The following is a 15,653-nucleotide window of genomic DNA, read 5'->3' on the forward strand; positions in this document are numbered from 1 at the left end:
GGGGGGCTGACTGCTCCGGCGGGTGTCCGGTGTTAGCGGACGAAGTAGATCGTCGCGAAGAGGCCGATCCAGACGATGTCGACGAAGTGCCAGTAGTACGACACGACGATCGCCGCGGTGGCCTGCGCCGGGGTGAACTTGCTGAGCTTGGTGCGCACCAGCAGGAAGATGAACGCGATGAGACCGCCGATGACGTGCAGACCGTGGAAGCCGGTGGTGATGTAGAACACCGAGCCGTACACCGAGCTGGAGATCGTGGTGCCCTCGTGCACGAGGTTCGTGTACTCGTAGCCCTGGCCGGCCACGAAGAACGCGCCCATGATGAAGGTGAGCAGGTACCAGCGGCGCAGGCCGAACACGTCGCCCTTCTCCGCGGCGAAAACGCCCATCTGGCAGGTGAAGGAGGACAGCACCAGCACCGTGGTCACCGGCACGGCCAGCTTCAGATTCAGCTCGGTCGGCTCCGGCGGCCAGACGCCGTGTGCCTGGGCACGAGCAACGAAGTACATGGCGAACAGGCCGGCGAAGAACATCAGCTCGCTCGACAGCCAGATGATGGTACCGACGCTGACCATGTTGGGCCGGTTCAGCGAATGCACACGCTGGGTAATGGCCGATCCTGGGGTCCCTACTGCGGTCGTCACGCCGGTAAGTATGACTCGTCGTAGTACGACAGGTGTAGGCGGGTACGAAACTTTGTCGTCCGTGTCGGAAAGCCCAGGGCGAGCGTGGCTCTCGCGGGGTACCCGGCGTGTCCCCGCAGAGCCTAGATTGCGCAGGTAAGAGGAAGCTGAGGCCCGTTTCGGGGCCCGCGAGAGGGAGTGGACGTGAAGTCGTGGTGGCGGCGGTGGCGAGCGCGCGGCGGCGCAACACAACTGGATCCGGCGCGCCCGGATCTGGTGGTGGTGGCATCGAGTTTCGATGACGCGGAGGCCTGTTCGGCGGCCCTCGGCAAGGCCCTGGACTGGACGGCGGACCAGCCGGTGGTGCTCAGGCACCATTTGCGCCTGCCCGCGGCCCAGGTGAATGCGGTGCAAGTCATTGCCGCGCAGGGCGGCTATGAAACCGCCTCGGTCTCCGCCGCGGACCCCGCGAAGCTGGTCTTGCAGCGAGTGCAGATCCTCGACGCCGTGCACTGCTCCCAGGAGCGTTCCCGCATGGCGGGCCTGGCTCAGCGTCATGACGGCGACGCTCTGGGCTGGGACGCCCTGCAACCCGCCGAGCGGCCCCGATAGTCGGGGTTCGGGACGAAGCGCCCTGAGAGTCCCGGGAGTCGGGTTCTCGGCACTAGGCTTGCCTCCGAACCACACTGGTGTCCGGGCATCCGGCAACGGGAAGAGAAGGCAATGAGCGCGCGCAGCTGGCGAGAAGTTCTCGGCATCCTCACCGACGGCAACGACCTGTCCTCGGACGAGGCCGCGTGGGCGATGAACGAGATCTTCACCGATAACGCCACCTCGGCGCAGATCGCGGCCTTCGGTGTGGCCCTGAAGATGAAGGGCCCGACCCCGTCGGAGTTGAACGGCCTGGCCGGGGGCATGCTCTCGCACGCGCGCCGGGTGCGCCACGACGGCGCGGCGGTGGACATCGTCGGCACCGGCGGCGACCGTTCGGGCAGCGTGAACATCTCGACCATGTCCTCGATCGTGGTCGCGGCCTCCGGGGTTCCGGTGATCAAGCACGGCAACCGGGCGGCCTCCTCCAAGAGCGGCGGCGCGGACGTGCTGGAGGCGCTGGGCGTGAAGATCGCGCTGGGCCCGGAGTCGGTCGAGCAGTGTGTGCAGCGGACCGGGATCGGTTTCTGTTTCGCTCCGGTGTTCCATCCGTCGCTGCGGTTCGCCTCGCAGGCGCGCGGTGAGATCGGGATTCCGACGGTCTTCAATATCCTGGGCCCGCTGACCAATCCGGCGCAGCCGGGCGCGGGCTTGATCGGCTGCGCGTTCCGGGAGCTGGTGCCGGTGATCGCGGGCGTGTTCGCCGAGCGCGGGGCCTCGGCCCTGGTGGTGCGCGGCAATGACGGCCTGGACGAGATCACCACCGCCGACACCTCCGATGTCTGGGTGGTGGCGGGCGGCAAGCTGCACGAAACCACCATCGACCCAACGACTCTCGGCATCGAGCGGGTGGATCCGTCGGCGCTGAAGGGCGGCGACGCGGTGACGAACGCGGCGATCGCCCGGGCGATGTTCGCCGGGGAGCCGGGTCCGGTGCGGGACGCGGTGCTGGTGAACTCGGCGGCCGCGCTGGTCGCGTTCGACCTGACCGCCGACGACGTGCACGCCGATCTGCACGGCAAGCTGGCCGAGGCCCTGAAGCGGGTGGCGGAGACGGTGGATTCGGGTGCGGCCACCGCGCTGCTGGAGCGCTGGGTGACCGTCTCCAACGAGCTCGGAGCAGACTAGCCGCCTAGGCCGTGGCCTCGATGAACCGGCGCATGGCATCGAAACTCTTGATGCCGGGCGCGGTTTCGAGGGAGCTGGACACGTCGACGCCGAAGGGCCGGTGGGTGGCGATGACCTCGGCGACATTGTCGGGGGTCAGACCGCCCGCCAGCACCACCTGGCCGGGCGCTTGCTCGAGCCAGTCGGGGAATTCGGCGAAGACGCCGGAGCCGTGGCTGGCGTCGTAGAAGAAGTAGCGGCAGCTCCGGCCGGGTTCGGGCCGCTCGGCCGAGCAGTAGGCCAGGTTCGGCAGGTCGGTCCAGTGGTAGAGCTGGATGATGTCGAAGTCGTCGATCACCTCGTCGACTTCGCTCTTGTCGAAGGCGACCACGAACGATTCGATCCGGCCGCGCGCGTAGGCGGCGAGTTCGCGGGCCCGCGCGGGTTCGACGTACCGCTTGCTCTTGGTGGTGCCGACCACGCCGATGGCGGTGTAGCCGAGGTCGACGGCCCAGTCGATCTGTTCTTCGGTGGTCAGTCCGCAGACTTTCACGAACATGGGTTCCTGCCTTTCCCTGGGCGGATTGCTCAGAGTGTCCTGGGAGTTCGAGTCCCTCGGCGCCGCGTGGTCGTTCGGCCGCCCGCGGCGGCGTTACAGTTCCGCTATGCGATACGCGGTGGTGCTACCCGGCCTGGTGGTCGTGCTTCTGGGCCTCGGAGTCTCGGTGAGCGCCGCTCATCCCTCGGCCCGGGCCGAGGCCACCGATGCCGGAGGCCTCTCGGTGGACGGCCACGGCTACGGCGTTCCGTCCGAGTGTGTGACGGTCCGCCACTGGCCGCATCGGCTCGATGTCGCCAATTCGACCAGCTTGCCGGTCAGCGTGTACCTGCTTCCCGGTTGCAAGGGCGGCGTGACGCACGTGATCGAACCGGGCCGGAGCGGCCGGGCGCTGGGCGCCTCGGTGCTGACCCGCTGATCCGGGCGGCTATTCGCCGATCGAGAATCCGGCTTCCACGTCCGCGCGCGAATAGGACTTGAACGCGATGTGGGTGGCGGTGCGCAGCACGCCGGGCGTCTTGTTGATGTGCCCGGTGACGACGTCGGCGATCTCCTCGTGGTCGCGGACCCGGACCTTGGCGATCAGGTCCACATCCCCCGCGCACGAATAGACCTCGGTCACCCCCTTGATGTCGGCCAGTTCCTGCGCGGTCTCCGGAATCCGATCCGGTTCGGCGGAGATCAACACGATCGCGGTAATCATGTGCCCAACTCTAGTGGTTCGCCGAGCAGGTCGGCGGCGGCGCGGTGGATCTTGGCGAGCGCGGACATCAGGTGTTCGCGTTCGTCGGCGGTGAGGTCGGCGGTGACCTTGTCCGACAGCGCCTTCCGGTCGGTTTCGACGGGTTCGCGCAGTTCGCGGCCGTGATCGGTGAGCCAGAGCCGGACCAGGCGGTTGTCCTTGTCGTCGCGGCGGCGGGTGAGCAGTCCGGCGGCGGCCATGCGGGTGGCCATCTTGACCACGGTCGGCGTGGTGACGTTCAGCGCGGTCGCCAGCTCCCCCGGGGTGCGCCCGTCCTGTTCCCACAGTGCGGCCAGGACGTGGTTCTGCCCCAGGTGCAGCCCGAGGCGGCGCATATCGCGATCAGCCAGGGCGCGTAGGACTTTCGAGGTGCGGCCGTGCAGATCGAGGAACTCGGTCACGGAGCCTCCATACGGGTGCGGTCGGGCATTGACGCTCAATCGTTAGCCGTCTAATGTTTTTCACTAGACGGCTAACGATCTGGAGATCTCATGCTACTGCTAACCGGAGCGACCGGGAACATCGGCCGCGAACTCACCCGGATTCTCGATTCCCGCGACACCGATTTCCGCGCCCTGGTGCGCGATCCGGCGCGCGCGGCGACTCTGCCCGCCCGCGCCGAGGCCGCACTCGGCGATCTGGACGACCCGGCCGGCGTCGACCGCGCCATGTCCGGAGTCACCGCTCTGTTCGTACTGGTCCCCGGCATCGGCCTCGACGACACCCGCACCCTGCTGCGCGCCGCCGAGCGAGCGGAGGTGCAGCGAATCGTCCTCATCTCCTCGGCCCACGTCCTGATCGACCCCCTGCCCGCCATGGGCACCTGGCACCGCGACCGCGAGAATCTGGTGCGCGACACCGGAATTCCCGCCACGATCCTGCGCCCCGGCGGCTACATGTCCAATGCCCTGGAGTGGATCCCCCATCTCCGCTCCGGCGACCCGATCCTGGACCCCTCGGGCCCCGGCCGTTTCGCCCCCATCGACCCGGCCGACATCGCCGAGGTCGCGGCCCGCTGCCTGACCGAGCCCGGCCACACCGGGCAGGCCTACCACCTCACCGGCCCGGACGCCCTGACGGCCGCCGAACAGGTCGCGATTCTCGCTCGAATCCTGGACCGGGACATCAAGATTCGCGAAACGACGACACCCGAGGAGGCGGTTGCCGCCCGATACCCCCACGGCGCTCCCCCAGCCCTGGCCGCCGCCATCATCGAAGGCTTCGCACTACTGCGAGCGAATCGCGCCGACGCCCGGACCGACACCGTCACCGAACTGCTCGGCCGCCCGCCGCGCACCTTCGCGGCATGGTGCGAGGCACACCGCGCCGCCTTCACCGACTGACGGACTCCCCGAATTCTCTTGCGCCAGTGGCGGGATTCGAACCCGCGAGGACTGCCATCACACCGGCTGGACCACCCCACGTCCTGCGCGCCAGGGCGTCGGTGGCGACAAGGACAGTAGCCGCCCGCCGCGGAAATCGGTATCGAATTTCCGCGGCGGGTGAGCGGTCACCACTGGCCGGGGGTGTATTCGCCGCCCAGTTGCCCGGAGATGACGTTGAGGCGGTTCCAGGCGTTGATGGTCGCGATCAGGGAGATGAGCGCGCCGATCTGGTCGTCGTCGTAGTGCTTGCGGACCTGGGCCCAGGTGTCGTCGGAGATGGCGGAGGAGGTGTCGGCGAGGCGGGTGCCCTCTTCGGTGAGCGCCAGGGCGGCGCGCTCGGGGTCGGTGAAGACGATGGATTCCTTCCAGGCCGCGATCATGGCCAGGCGGACGGGGGTTTCGCCGGCGTGGGCGGCGTCCTTGGTGTGCATGTCCAGGCACATGCCGCAGTTGTTGATCTGCGAGGCGCGGATCTTGACCAGTTCCTGGGTGGCCTTGGGCAGGCTGGAGTCGTCGATGACGCGGGCGGCGGTGACGATGCGCTTGCTGAACTTGGCGGCGATCTCGTTCTCGTACAGGGCGAAGCGGGTCATCGTTCTCTCTTTTCTGGTGGGTGTTCGTTGGCTTCATGAGGTTGACGACGTGGCTCGCACAGGTGTGACATCGCCTCGCGTGTGAGCCCGGTCACCCCCGGAAAGAGGGGTCTGGCGCGAAATGTGAATCTGGATTTCACCAATTCGCCTCCGCGCGGCGCGATCCCACGCGATCATGAATCGGTAGATTGTGAACCGACCGGTAGTCACATCCCGGCTACCTAGGGGGTTGCGATGCTCGAATCAGGCAGACACCGCCGCGTCCCGTCCGCGGGCCAATGGCAGTGGGTTGTTCCGCAGCTGCGGCGCACCCCGCCCGGCCGACATCATCGGCAGACACCGAACACCTTGCGCACCAAAACCTTACAGGCGCTGCTCCCCGGAGCGACGGTTGTCGCCCTGGCGGCGGTGTCGACCCCGGCGTACGCCGAGGTGGCGAACCCGGCTCCCGCCGAAACGCCCGGCCCGCCGCTCGCGGACTCGGGGACCCAGCCACCGGCCGAGTGGGAGGCTCCGCAACAGGCCGCCTCGGACACCCGGCTACTACCGGGCGACTCGGCGGACCAGCCGCCACAGGTCGATCCGGTGTTCGGCCTGTCCCAGGACCTGCCGGCGACCTTCGACGCGGTCAAGTCCATCAATATTCCGGGCATGGATCTGCCGGGTCTCGATCTGCCCGCGCTGTTCACCCCGGACACCGCGATCGTGGTGCTCGGCTACGGCCTGCTCCCCGACGGCCAGATGCGCCCGGAACTCATGGCCCGCCTCTCCGCCGGCTACGTCTCGGCGCTGCTGTCGCCCCAAGCTCCGGTCATCGTGACCGGCGGCAATCCGCAGAACGGCGTCACCGAGGCCGATGCCATGGCCGACTGGCTGGTCGAGCGCGGCATCGACCGCAACCGCATCCACACCGAGACCAAGGCGAATTCGACGGTCCAGAACGCCGCCTTCTCGGCGCATCTGATGGATGTGATCGGCGCGCACGCCGCGATCCTGATCACCTCCGCGGATCACATCGCGCGGGCGCTGACGAATTTCCGGGCTGCCGGAATTTCGGTGGTGGCCACCCTGACTCCGGATTCCGCGCCGCTGTCGGCGCAGCCGTTCGGGCCGGGCGCGAAGTAGGCCGGTCACGGAAACTCGAAGGCCCGCTGATCGATTCGATCGGCGGGCCTTCGGCGTGCGATGACCTCAGGCGAGGTAGCGGGCGATGCTCTCGGCGACGCAGGCGGGCTTGTCCACGCCCTCGATCTCGACGGTCATGGTGCGCACGGCCTGCACACCGCCGGGAATGTCGGTGACGGTGTCGAGGGTGAGCCGTCCCCGAATGCGGCTGTCGACCAGCACCGGAGTGATGAAGCGAACCTTGTTGAGCCCGTAGTTGATCGCCATGCTCGCCGCGCTGACGGTCATGATCCGCGCGGTCATCGGCACCACCAGCGACAGGGTGAGGAACCCGTGAGCGATGGTGCGGCCGTAGGGTCCGGCGGCGGCGCGGGCGGCGTCGACGTGGATCCACTGGTGGTCGTCGGTGGCGTCGGCGAAGGTGTCGATGCGGCGCTGGTCGACGGTGATCCAGTCGCTGACGCCGAGTTCGGTTCCGGCGGCGGCGCGGAGCGTGTCGAAGTCGCTGAAGTCGATCATGGTCCTGCCCTTCAGAGGTATCGCTGCTTCAATTCGCGCTTGAGGATCTTGTGGGTCGGACCCATCGGCAGTTCGGTCACGAACTCCACGCGGCGCGGATACTTGTACCGGGCCACATGCTCTTTCGCGTAGGCGATGACGTCCTCTGCCGTGAGCGGCCCCGAGGGCACGACGACCGCCAGGATCTCCTCGCCGTAGTTCTCGTCCGGCACCCCGATCACCGCGACCTGCGCGATATTCGGATGCCGCAGCAGCGCGGCCTCGACCTCGGTCGGGTACACGTTGAACCCGCCGCGGATGATCATCTCCTTGATCCGGTCCACGATCCGCAGGTACCCGTCCTCGTCCTTGACGCCGAGGTCGCCGGTGCGGAACCAGCCGTCCACCATGACTTCCGCGGTGGCGTCGGGCCGTCCGGTGTAGCCGCCGAACACATTGTGGCCCCGGATCACGACCTCGCCGATGGTTCCGGCGGGCCGCAGGTCGATGCGGTTGCGCACGGCGGCGTCGGCGATCTCGACGTCGACGCCCCACACCGGGTGCCCGACGGTCCCGGTCTCGGGACCGAGCAGCGGCTGGTTCACCGTCGCGGTGGGTGAGGTCTCCGACAGCCCGTAGCCCTCAAGAATGTGTGCGCCGTACACCTTCTCGAACTCTTCGATGATGACCGGCGGCATGGCGGCCCCGCCGCTGATGCACAGCCGCAGCTCCGGCAGCGCGGTCGCGTCCCGCGCGGCGTCGAGCAGGCCGTGGTACATGGTCGGCACGCCATGGAAGGTGTTGACGTTCTCCCGCACCATGAGCTCGATGGCCTGTGCCGCATCGAATCTCGGCATGAGCACCAGGGTCGCGCCGAGCCGCCAGTGCGAGTTCATGGACACGGTCTGCCCGAACACGTGGAACAGCGGCAGCGCCCCGAGCGCGATGTCCTCGCGCTTGACCTCATTGGCGTCGAAGGCGTTGACCGTCGCGCACATGACCATATTGAGGTGGCTGAGTTCCGCGCCTTTGGGGCGGCCGGTGGTGCCACTGGTGTAGAACACGACGGCGGTGTCGAGCGGACTGCGGGCGACGAAAGCCGGAATCGCCTCGCCGGAAAGCTCTTTCGGGCTCACGCAGTCGATGCCGGCGCGCGCGGCCGCCTCCTTGCCGACGGCCTCGACCATCGGATGACACACCATCAGCTTGGCCCCGCTGTCGCGCAGCACGTACTCGGCCTCGTCGGCGGTGAGCAGCAGATGCACCGGCACCACGGTCGCGCCCGCCGCCAGGATGGCGAAGTACGCGCGCGGGAAGTCGGCGGTGTTGGGTCCCATGAGCGCGACCCGGTCCCCCGGCCGAACCCCGAGTTCGATGAGCGCCCCGGCCTGTTCGCGGGCTTGCCGCCACAGGTCGCGGAAGGTGATGCGCTGGTCGCCCTCGACGAGAGCGAGGTGGTCGGGCCGCCGCCACGCCGGTTCGGCGAGGATGCTGGCCAGGGAGAGAGTCGCGTTCATGGAGACCTCGGGTTCGATCGGGTCGGGGTGCGGGCCTAGAGCCCCATGTCCTTGGCGATGATCATCTTCATGACTTCGCTGGTGCCGCCGTAGATCCGATTCACGCGGTTGTCGGCGTAGAGGCGGGCGATGGGGTATTCGTTGATGAACCCGTAGCCGCCGTGCAGCTGCAGGCAGCGGTCGATGACGCGGTGGGCGACCTCGGTGCAGAACAGCTTGGCCGAAGCGGCGTCGGCGGCGGTGAGGGTGCCGTTGTCGAGGGCGTCGAGGGCGCGGTCGACCACGGCCTCGGCGGCGTCGACCTCGGCCTGGCAGGCGGCGAGCTCGAACTTGGTGTTCTGGAAGCCGGCGACCGGCTGACCGAACACGTTGCGCTGCTGGGTGTATTCCTTGGCGAACCGGATGGCGGCCTTGGCCTGCACGTACGCGCCGACGGCGATGGAGGCGCGTTCCTGCGGCAGGTTCTGGCCCAGGTAGGAGAAGCCCTGGTGCTCCTCGCCCAGCAGGTCCTCGACCGGCACCTCGACGTCGGTGAAGTTGAGTTCGGCGGTGTCGGAGACCTTGAGGCCGAGCTTGTCGAGCTTGCGGCCGACGGTGTAGCCCGCCGACTTGGTGTCGACCGCGAACAGCGAGATGCCGTGGCGGCGATCGCTTTCCGTGGGCGCGGCGGTGCGCGCGCACACGATGACGCGGTCGGCGAGCACACCGCCGGTGATGAAGGTCTTGGACCCGTTGAGCACGTAGTGCGTGCCGTCCTCGGACAGCTTGGCGGTGGTGCGCATGCCGGCCAGGTCCGAGCCGGTGCCGGGCTCGGTCATGGCGATGGCGAACATGGTCTCGCCGGACACGAAGCCGGGCAGCCAGCGCTCCTTCTGTTCCTGGGTGGCCAGGTTCAGGATGTAGGGCAGGCACAGCCCGACGTGCACCCCGGACCCGCCGAGCGATACCGCCGCCCGCGCGCATTCCTCGATGAGAATGGCTTGGAACTTGAACGATTCGATGCCCGCGCCGCCGAATTCCTCGGGCACCTCGATGCCGAAGACGCCGAGTTCGCCCAGCTTGTAATAGAACTCGCGCGGCGCGATGCCCTGCTCGTACCACTGGTCGTACACGGGCACGACCTCGGCTTCGAGGAAGGCCCGCACGGTCTCGCGGAAGGCTTCGTGGTCCTTGTCGAAAACTGTTCTCTGCATGGGAAACTCTCCGGACTAGAGACGGCGTCCGCCGTCGACGTAGATGGTCTGGCCCGTGACGAACGAGGCGTCGTCGGAGACCAGGAACGACACCACGTTGGCGATGTCGGCGGGTGTACCGACGCGGCGCAGCGGGGTGATCTTGGCGGCCTCGGCGCGGAACTCCTCCGGCGAGACCCCGACACGAGCGGCGGTGGCGTCGGTCATCTCGGTGACGATGAATCCGGGCGCGACGGCGTTGACATTGATGCCGAACGGCCCCAATTCCATGGCGAGCGTGCGGGTCAGGCCCTGGATGCCCATCTTGGCGGCCGAGTAGTTGGCCTGCCCGCGGGCGCCGAGGGCGGACACGCTGGAGGTGTTCACGATCTTGCCGGACTTCTGCTTCACCATGTACTTCTGCGCCTCGCGGGTGCACAGGAAGGCGCCCTTGAGGTGCACGGACATGACCAGGTCCCAGTCGTCGACCGACATCTTGAACAGCAGGTTGTCGCGCAGCACGCCCGCGTTGTTGACCAGCACGTCCACCGAGCCCAGTTCCGCGGCGACGCGTTCGAACGCGGCGGCGACCTGGGCTTCGTCGGTGACGTTGCAGCCCACCGCGATCGCGGTCCCGCCCGCGGCGGCGATGGCGTCCACGGCGTCCGTGCAGGCGGCTTCGTCGAGATCGACGATGGCGACGGCGAATCCGTCGGCGGCCAGGCGGGCCGCGGTGCCCGCGCCGATTCCGCGGGCGGCGCCGGTGACGACTGCGACTTTCGACATCTGGGTATCTCCCTGGGTGAGTGGTCAGTTGAAGGCGTTCACGCCGGTGAGGGCGCGGCCGATGAGCAGTTTCTGGATCTGGCTGGTGCCCTCGTAGAGGGTGAGGACACGCGCGTCGCGCAGGTACTTCGCGACCGGGTACTCGTCGATGTAGCCGTAGCCGCCGAACACCTGGATGGCGTTGTTGGCGGCCTTCACCGCGGCCTCGCTGGCGAAGAGTTTGGCGACCGAGGCCTCGGTGCCGAACGGCTTGCCCTTCTCCACCAGGTCCGCGACCCGCCAGGTGAGCAGCCGCGCCGCCTCCACGTCGACGGCGATATCCGAGATCAGTTCCTGGACCAGCTGATAGGCGGCGATCGGCTTGCCGAACTGCTCGCGCTGTCCGGCGTATTTCACCGATTCCTCGAGGCAGCCGCGCGCGACGCCGACGCATCCGGCGGCCACGCCCATGCGGCCCTTGTCGAGGGCGGCCATGGCGATCTTGAAGCCTTGGCCGAGGTCGCCGAGCCGGTTGGCGTCGGGCACCCGGACCTGGTCGAGGACCAGTTCGGCGGTGGCCTGGCCGCGCAGCCCGAGCTTGCCCTTGATCTCGGTGCGGGTGAAACCGGGTGCGTCGGTGGGCACCAGGAACGCGGTGACGCCCTTGGGGCCGGGTCCGCCGGTGCGCGCGAAGATGATGGCGACGTCGGCCCAGGTGCCGTTGGTGATGAAGATCTTGGTGCCGGACAGCAGCCAATCGTCGCCGTCGGCAACGGCTTTGGTGATCAGGCTGCCCGCGTCCGAGCCGGTGCCGGGTTCGGTGAGGCCGAAGCAGCCCAGCGCCTGCCCGGCGCACAGCCGCGGCAGCCATTCTCGTTTCTGCGCCTCGGTCCCGTAGGTCTTGATCGACTTCGATACCAGGCCCAGTGACACCGACACGATGCCGCGCACCGAGCTGTCGCCGCGGCCGAGTTCCTCGAGCAGCAGGCAGTAGTCCAGGGCGGTGCCGCCGGAACCGTCGTACTCCTCGGGGATCTCGATGCCGAGGAAGCCCATGTCGCCGAGTTTTCCGACGATGGCGGTGTCCACCGATTCGGCCCGGTCCCAGGCGGCGGCGTACGGGACGACTTCCTTGTCGACCCAGGCGCGGGCCAGTTCGCGCAGTTCGCGCTGCGACTCGCCGAGTTCGAAGTCCATGGTTGCGATAGCTCCTAACCAAACGTTGTTAGGTTTATGACTCGACGGTATCCTAACAGCGTTCGGTTTATCAAGGATCCGGTGATAAGTTCGAGAGCCACCGGAGCGCCGGTGTCGCCGGACCCCAGGAGGTGAGCCGCATGGCCAGGCCGAAAGTGCCGCTGCTGAGCCGCGAACGCATTCGCGACGCCGCGCTGACCCTGATCGACCGCGACGGCCTCGCCGAACTGTCCATGCGCAAGCTCGCCGCCGAGCTGGGAGTGCAGGCCGCTTCGCTCTACACCCACTTCCCCACCAAGGACGCCGTCCTCGACGACATCGGCGGCATGCTCATGTCCCGAGTCGACGCGTCGTCCTTCGATCGGGGCTGGCGTATCGGCATCACCCACTGGGCCCACTCCTACCGCGACGCCCTGGTCCGCCACCCCAATTTCGTCGCCTACCTGGCCGCGGGTCCCGGCACCCGCGACGAGAACCTGCGCACCGCCGACGCCGTCCACGGCGGCCTGGTCGCCGCGGGCTGGCCCCCGCGCGACGCCACGAATATCGGTGCGGCCACCCGCTACCTGGTCATGGGCGCCACCATGGGCTCGTTCTCGCGTGGCTTCGTCGACGACGTGCAGGTCTACCGGGACCGGTATCCGCACCTGGAGCAGGCCCACCTCTTGCGCGCCAAAGCCGACGAGATCGACGCGGAGAGTTTCGAATTGGCCCTGTCGGCGTTCCTCGACGGCCTGCAACTGCGCTTCGACGCGATCGAGCGGGAGCGCGCCCGCCGACGGCAGTCGCGCTCGCATCCCCGCGCCGACCAGAGATGAGACCCGCAGGAGTTTCACTCTGCGGGACAGTTCTGGTCGATTGTCCGAATTCGCTGCGGAAGTGCCGCGCCCCCGCTAACCTGCCGCGCATGTCTGGAACTCGTGCATGGGTGGCCGCCGTCGCGCTGGCCGCACTCCCGCTGGCCTCGGCCGCCCCGGCGACGGCCGCCCCCGTGGTGAACAAGGTCGTGGTGATCGGCATCGACGGCACGCTGTGGAGCGAGGTGCAGGCGGCGAACGCGCCGAACCTGGGCCTGCTCGCCGCGCAGGGCACCCTGGCCCGGACCTCGATAGCCCCGCACACCACCATGTCCTGCGTCTCCTGGGCGACGGCACTGACCGGCGTGTGGGACACCAAGCACGGCATCAAGGACAACGACGCCACCTGCAACCCCGCGCCTTTCGCGCAGTATCCGACGGTGTTCACGCAGTTGGAGCGCTACAAGCCGAGTCTGGCGACGGCGTCGCTGGGCACCTGGGACAAGATCGGCATGATCGCGCGGACCGGAAGTCCGGCGGCGGACAAGGTGTCGGTGACGCAGGTCGACCCGACGGGCGCGGGAGTCTGTGAGACGACGGCGGATTCGGCCGCGGCGGCGAAGGTGGTGTCCTCGATCACCGACGACGGCGCCGATTTCACCTTCACCCACCTCGATCAGGTCGATATCGTCGGCCACACGCTGCGCGGGGTCTGGCCGCAGGCCTACCGTGACGCCATCGGCCGGGTGGACACGCTGGTCGGCAATATCACCAAGGCGGTGGACGACCGGGCCCGCACGCACGCCGACGAGCGCTGGACGATTCTGGTGACCACCGATCACGGCCACAAGCCCGAGGGCGGGCACGGCGGTCAGAGCGCTTACGAGACAGCGAGTTTCGTGATCGCGCGCGGCCCGGACTTCACCGCGGGCGCCCAGAACAACGGCTACGCGCTGGCCGACATCACCCCGACGGTGCTGGATCTGCTGGGCGCTCCGGCCGATCCGAACTCCGACGGCCGGTCCATGCGGCTGGGCGGTTCGGGCGATCCCGCCGCGACCCCGCCGAACACGCCCGCCCTCGATTCCGGGCTCACCGGTTCGTCGTCGGGTTCGGCGCAGATGCTGATGGTGAACAACCCGCTGTGCCTGGTCGCGAGCGGCTCGGCCGGTGGCTCCTACGGCAAGTAGGCCGCTCGACGTCGACAAGCCGGTCCCGGGTTCGGTTCCCGGGACCGGCTTTCGCGTGGGTGGGTGATCAGGAGATGAGCCCCGCCGCGTCCGCGTACCCCGCGGGGGCGGGCTCCTCGGCGGGCCCGTACACCATGTGCACCACGCCGGTCTTGAACGGCGTGGCCGAGATCAACCGCAGCGGAACCGAATTCCCCTCGTCGAACAGCCGCACCCCGCCGTTGCGCAGGGCCACCGGATGCACGAGCAGGTGCAGCTCATCCACCAGTCCGGCGGCGAGCAGCTGCACCACCACCGACGGCGAGCCGCTCATCGCGATGTCTCCGCCCTCCTCCGCCTTGAGCGCCGCGACGCCCTCGATCAGGTCGCCGCGCAGCTGCTCGGAGTTCCGCCACGTGAATTCCAGTTCCTTGTGCGAGACCACGACTTTCCGCATATCGCCGAGCGCCTTCGCGAACCCGGCGTCCTCGCCGCCCGCGGCCTCCCGCTCGGGCCACGCTCCCGCGAATCCTTCATAGGTGGTCCGCCCGAACACCAGGGTGTCCGCCCCGGCGACCTGAGCCGAAACCGCTTCCCCCATCTCGTCATTGAAGTAGGGGAAGTGCCAGTCCTGGGGCTCCGCGACGATTCCGTCGAGTGAGATGAACAGTCCCGCCGTTACCTTGCGCATCAGTGTGCTCCTTGCCGATCAGTGGTCGAATGTCTCGCGCGCTTACCTGATACGACGGCGTCCCGGCCCGAATCTCATCGCTCCCTGCCCAATTCACCCCGATTCCTCCCCGCGCGCCCCACCGCCGCCACCACGCCGCCCATCCCATGGTGCGCCCGCTCCCGCCCCTCATACGGTTGAATCCCGACTTGTGGAGCCCACCGTGAAGCGCCTGCTCTTCCTGGCGGCAGCGATCATCTTCGCCGCATCCACCTACACCTACGCCATCTCCCCCGGCCACTACGGCGCGGTCATCGCCGCCGGCGCCGTCCTCACCCTCTGGTTCGTCGGCAAGGCCATGGACTCCTGAACCGTTCGGCTATCGCTGCCGGCGCACGATCTCGTTGATCCAGATGGGTGCGTACGGCGAGGTGCAGTGGGGCGGGGTCGGATAGTCCTTCAGAACCTCCAGGCGTTCGCCGATGTCGATGGCGCGGGCACGCAGGTCCGGGTGCGCGATGCCGATCTGGGCCAGGCAGGTGTTCATCGCCCACTGCAGGCGATCGGGGGCGGCCTTCATCTCGGCGTCGATGGTGTCGAGGAGGGTGGATAGATCGAGGCCGTCGGGGCGTTTGGTGACGCGGTCGGCGGTGAGGGCCCACCCGGCGCTGGCTACGACCGGGTCGGGGTCGTTCATCCAGGCCAGGCGCAGTACCTCGGTGTTCGAGTTCTTCTTCACGAGGTAGCCGACGAGCCAGTCGTGGACCTTGGGGGTGCGTGCTTCGCGGAGCATGGTGTCGAGGTCGGCGCGGTCGTACTGCTTGGGGCGGGAGAGGAGGATCGCGAGGAGTTTGGCGGCGCTGTCGCCGGTCTTCCAGAGTTGGCGGGCCAGGTCCTCGCGGGGGCCGAGACGCTTGGCGAGGGCGCGCAGCTTGGTGAGGTTGACGCCGTGGTCGTCGCCGTGTCGCTCGTTGACGGCGCGGGCCTTGGGGTCTTCCAGGGCGGCCAAGTCGGCCAGCACGGCGGTCAGGGTCGGCTCGGGCACGGAAGTGCTGGTCACGCGACTCACGATAGCGCCGATCG

The 15,653-nt window shown here is 68.3% G+C and carries 20 protein-coding genes; 8 read left to right on the forward strand and 12 right to left on the reverse strand.

What is annotated here, in order from left to right:
- Positions 1-32: 32 nt before the first annotated feature.
- On the reverse strand, positions 33-644 hold the full coding sequence (ctaE, locus tag ACQPYY_RS23930) for an aa3-type cytochrome oxidase subunit III (protein ID WP_357286621.1): 612 nt from the start codon (positions 642-644) through the stop codon (positions 33-35).
- Between the two features lie 177 nt (positions 645-821).
- Between ctaE and ACQPYY_RS23935 the strand changes: the two genes are divergently transcribed.
- Together ACQPYY_RS23935 and trpD are read left to right on the forward strand one after the other, a co-directional pair.
- Positions 822-1,235, forward strand: a complete 414-nt coding sequence (locus tag ACQPYY_RS23935; protein WP_433591059.1) for a hypothetical protein — start codon at positions 822-824, stop codon at positions 1,233-1,235.
- Positions 1,236-1,346: 111 nt separating this feature from the next.
- On the forward strand, positions 1,347-2,402 hold the full coding sequence (trpD, locus tag ACQPYY_RS23940) for an anthranilate phosphoribosyltransferase (RefSeq protein WP_433591060.1): 1,056 nt from the start codon (positions 1,347-1,349) through the stop codon (positions 2,400-2,402).
- Positions 2,403-2,406: 4 nt separating this feature from the next.
- On the opposite strand, the gene ACQPYY_RS23945 is transcribed toward trpD, so the two are convergent.
- The gene (locus ACQPYY_RS23945) at positions 2,407-2,940 is read right to left on the reverse strand and encodes a phosphoribosylanthranilate isomerase (protein WP_433591061.1); all 534 of its coding nucleotides are present in this window, start codon (positions 2,938-2,940) and stop codon (positions 2,407-2,409) included.
- Between the two features lie 106 nt (positions 2,941-3,046).
- On the opposite strand from ACQPYY_RS23945, the gene ACQPYY_RS23950 reads away from it, so the two are divergent.
- A complete protein-coding gene (locus ACQPYY_RS23950) occupies positions 3,047-3,358 on the forward strand; it encodes a hypothetical protein (RefSeq protein WP_433591062.1) in 312 nt (103 codons plus the stop codon).
- Between the two features lie 9 nt (positions 3,359-3,367).
- On the opposite strand, the gene ACQPYY_RS23955 is transcribed toward ACQPYY_RS23950, so the two are convergent.
- Complete coding sequence (locus ACQPYY_RS23955; RefSeq protein WP_213560441.1) at positions 3,368-3,643, reverse strand: Lrp/AsnC family transcriptional regulator; 276 nt, start codon at positions 3,641-3,643, stop codon at positions 3,368-3,370.
- Complete coding sequence (locus ACQPYY_RS23960) at positions 3,640-4,083, reverse strand: MarR family winged helix-turn-helix transcriptional regulator (protein ID WP_433591063.1); 444 nt, start codon at positions 4,081-4,083, stop codon at positions 3,640-3,642. Before ACQPYY_RS23960 ends, ACQPYY_RS23955 begins: the two co-directional genes overlap by 4 nt.
- Positions 4,084-4,173: 90 nt before the next feature.
- Between ACQPYY_RS23960 and ACQPYY_RS23965 the strand changes: the two genes are divergently transcribed.
- Positions 4,174-5,025 carry an NAD(P)H-binding protein gene (locus tag ACQPYY_RS23965; RefSeq protein ID WP_433591064.1) on the forward strand — a complete coding sequence of 284 codons (852 nt, stop codon included), beginning with the start codon at positions 4,174-4,176 and terminating at the stop codon, positions 5,023-5,025.
- A gap of 167 nt (positions 5,026-5,192) precedes the next feature.
- Here ACQPYY_RS23965 and ACQPYY_RS23970 read toward each other — a convergent pair whose 3' ends face one another.
- Positions 5,193-5,660 (reverse strand): carboxymuconolactone decarboxylase family protein, encoded by a 468-nt coding sequence (locus ACQPYY_RS23970; RefSeq protein ID WP_433591065.1) that lies wholly within the window; start codon positions 5,658-5,660, stop codon positions 5,193-5,195.
- Between the two features lie 348 nt (positions 5,661-6,008).
- On the opposite strand from ACQPYY_RS23970, the gene ACQPYY_RS23975 reads away from it, so the two are divergent.
- Positions 6,009-6,785 (forward strand): YdcF family protein, encoded by a 777-nt coding sequence (locus ACQPYY_RS23975; protein WP_433591066.1) that lies wholly within the window; start codon positions 6,009-6,011, stop codon positions 6,783-6,785.
- Between the two features lie 66 nt (positions 6,786-6,851).
- Here the strand turns inward: ACQPYY_RS23975 and ACQPYY_RS23980 are convergent, their stop codons facing one another.
- From ACQPYY_RS23980 to ACQPYY_RS24000, 5 genes are read right to left on the reverse strand one after another with little or no spacing between them, the layout of a single operon-like run.
- Positions 6,852-7,304, reverse strand: coding sequence for a MaoC family dehydratase (locus tag ACQPYY_RS23980; protein ID WP_433591067.1), 453 nt, complete (start codon positions 7,302-7,304; stop codon positions 6,852-6,854).
- A gap of 11 nt (positions 7,305-7,315) precedes the next feature.
- The gene (locus tag ACQPYY_RS23985; RefSeq protein ID WP_433591068.1) at positions 7,316-8,800 is read right to left on the reverse strand and encodes a long-chain-fatty-acid--CoA ligase; all 1,485 of its coding nucleotides are present in this window, start codon (positions 8,798-8,800) and stop codon (positions 7,316-7,318) included.
- A gap of 35 nt (positions 8,801-8,835) precedes the next feature.
- Positions 8,836-9,993: an acyl-CoA dehydrogenase family protein gene (locus ACQPYY_RS23990; RefSeq protein WP_433591069.1), complete on the reverse strand. Its 1,158-nt coding sequence runs from the start codon at positions 9,991-9,993 to the stop codon at positions 8,836-8,838.
- Between the two features lie 15 nt (positions 9,994-10,008).
- Positions 10,009-10,758 carry a 3-oxoacyl-ACP reductase FabG gene (gene fabG / locus ACQPYY_RS23995; protein WP_433591070.1) on the reverse strand — a complete coding sequence of 250 codons (750 nt, stop codon included), beginning with the start codon at positions 10,756-10,758 and terminating at the stop codon, positions 10,009-10,011.
- 24 nt (positions 10,759-10,782) lie between these two features.
- Entirely contained in the window at positions 10,783-11,934 is a 1,152-nt protein-coding gene (locus ACQPYY_RS24000) for an acyl-CoA dehydrogenase family protein (protein ID WP_433591071.1), read from the reverse strand.
- A gap of 140 nt (positions 11,935-12,074) precedes the next feature.
- Between ACQPYY_RS24000 and ACQPYY_RS24005 the strand changes: the two genes are divergently transcribed.
- Entirely contained in the window at positions 12,075-12,752 is a 678-nt protein-coding gene (locus ACQPYY_RS24005) for a TetR/AcrR family transcriptional regulator (RefSeq protein ID WP_379106565.1), read from the forward strand.
- Positions 12,753-12,841: 89 nt separating this feature from the next.
- On the forward strand, positions 12,842-13,921 hold the full coding sequence (locus tag ACQPYY_RS24010; RefSeq protein ID WP_357286571.1) for an alkaline phosphatase family protein: 1,080 nt from the start codon (positions 12,842-12,844) through the stop codon (positions 13,919-13,921).
- Between the two features lie 67 nt (positions 13,922-13,988).
- Here ACQPYY_RS24010 and ACQPYY_RS24015 read toward each other — a convergent pair whose 3' ends face one another.
- Positions 13,989-14,591 (reverse strand): dihydrofolate reductase family protein, encoded by a 603-nt coding sequence (locus ACQPYY_RS24015; protein ID WP_433591072.1) that lies wholly within the window; start codon positions 14,589-14,591, stop codon positions 13,989-13,991.
- A gap of 202 nt (positions 14,592-14,793) precedes the next feature.
- On the opposite strand from ACQPYY_RS24015, the gene ACQPYY_RS24020 reads away from it, so the two are divergent.
- Positions 14,794-14,940: a hypothetical protein gene (locus ACQPYY_RS24020; RefSeq protein WP_357286567.1), complete on the forward strand. Its 147-nt coding sequence runs from the start codon at positions 14,794-14,796 to the stop codon at positions 14,938-14,940.
- Positions 14,941-14,949: 9 nt separating this feature from the next.
- On the opposite strand, the gene ACQPYY_RS24025 is transcribed toward ACQPYY_RS24020, so the two are convergent.
- Complete coding sequence (locus ACQPYY_RS24025; RefSeq protein ID WP_433591073.1) at positions 14,950-15,630, reverse strand: DNA alkylation repair protein; 681 nt, start codon at positions 15,628-15,630, stop codon at positions 14,950-14,952.
- Positions 15,631-15,653 lie beyond the last annotated feature (23 nt).

Source organism: Nocardia sp. CA-145437, assembly GCF_050956485.1.
Classification (GTDB): domain Bacteria; phylum Actinomycetota; class Actinomycetes; order Mycobacteriales; family Mycobacteriaceae; genus Nocardia.

Bases quoted from the DNA above. Each gene is read 5' to 3' on its own strand.
- ACQPYY_RS23980 (WP_433591067.1), bottom strand. From the start codon at position 7,304: ATGATCGACTTCAGCGACTTCGACACGCTCCGCGCCGCCGCCGGAACC.
- ACQPYY_RS23955 (WP_213560441.1), bottom strand. From the start codon at position 3,643: ATGATTACCGCGATCGTGTTGATCTCCGCCGAACCGGATCGGATTCCG.
- ACQPYY_RS23965 (WP_433591064.1), top strand. From the start codon at position 4,174: ATGCTACTGCTAACCGGAGCGACCGGGAACATCGGCCGCGAACTCACC.
- ACQPYY_RS23950 (WP_433591062.1), top strand. From the start codon at position 3,047: ATGCGATACGCGGTGGTGCTACCCGGCCTGGTGGTCGTGCTTCTGGGC.
- ACQPYY_RS23970 (WP_433591065.1), bottom strand. From the start codon at position 5,660: ATGACCCGCTTCGCCCTGTACGAGAACGAGATCGCCGCCAAGTTCAGC.
- ACQPYY_RS23990 (WP_433591069.1), bottom strand. From the start codon at position 9,993: ATGCAGAGAACAGTTTTCGACAAGGACCACGAAGCCTTCCGCGAGACC.
- trpD (WP_433591060.1), top strand. From the start codon at position 1,347: ATGAGCGCGCGCAGCTGGCGAGAAGTTCTCGGCATCCTCACCGACGGC.
- ACQPYY_RS24010 (WP_357286571.1), top strand. From the start codon at position 12,842: ATGTCTGGAACTCGTGCATGGGTGGCCGCCGTCGCGCTGGCCGCACTC.
- ACQPYY_RS24000 (WP_433591071.1), bottom strand. From the start codon at position 11,934: ATGGACTTCGAACTCGGCGAGTCGCAGCGCGAACTGCGCGAACTGGCC.
- ACQPYY_RS23985 (WP_433591068.1), bottom strand. From the start codon at position 8,800: ATGAACGCGACTCTCTCCCTGGCCAGCATCCTCGCCGAACCGGCGTGG.
- ACQPYY_RS23945 (WP_433591061.1), bottom strand. From the start codon at position 2,940: ATGTTCGTGAAAGTCTGCGGACTGACCACCGAAGAACAGATCGACTGG.
- fabG (WP_433591070.1), bottom strand. From the start codon at position 10,758: ATGTCGAAAGTCGCAGTCGTCACCGGCGCCGCCCGCGGAATCGGCGCG.
- ACQPYY_RS24015 (WP_433591072.1), bottom strand. From the start codon at position 14,591: ATGCGCAAGGTAACGGCGGGACTGTTCATCTCACTCGACGGAATCGTC.
- ACQPYY_RS24005 (WP_379106565.1), top strand. From the start codon at position 12,075: ATGGCCAGGCCGAAAGTGCCGCTGCTGAGCCGCGAACGCATTCGCGAC.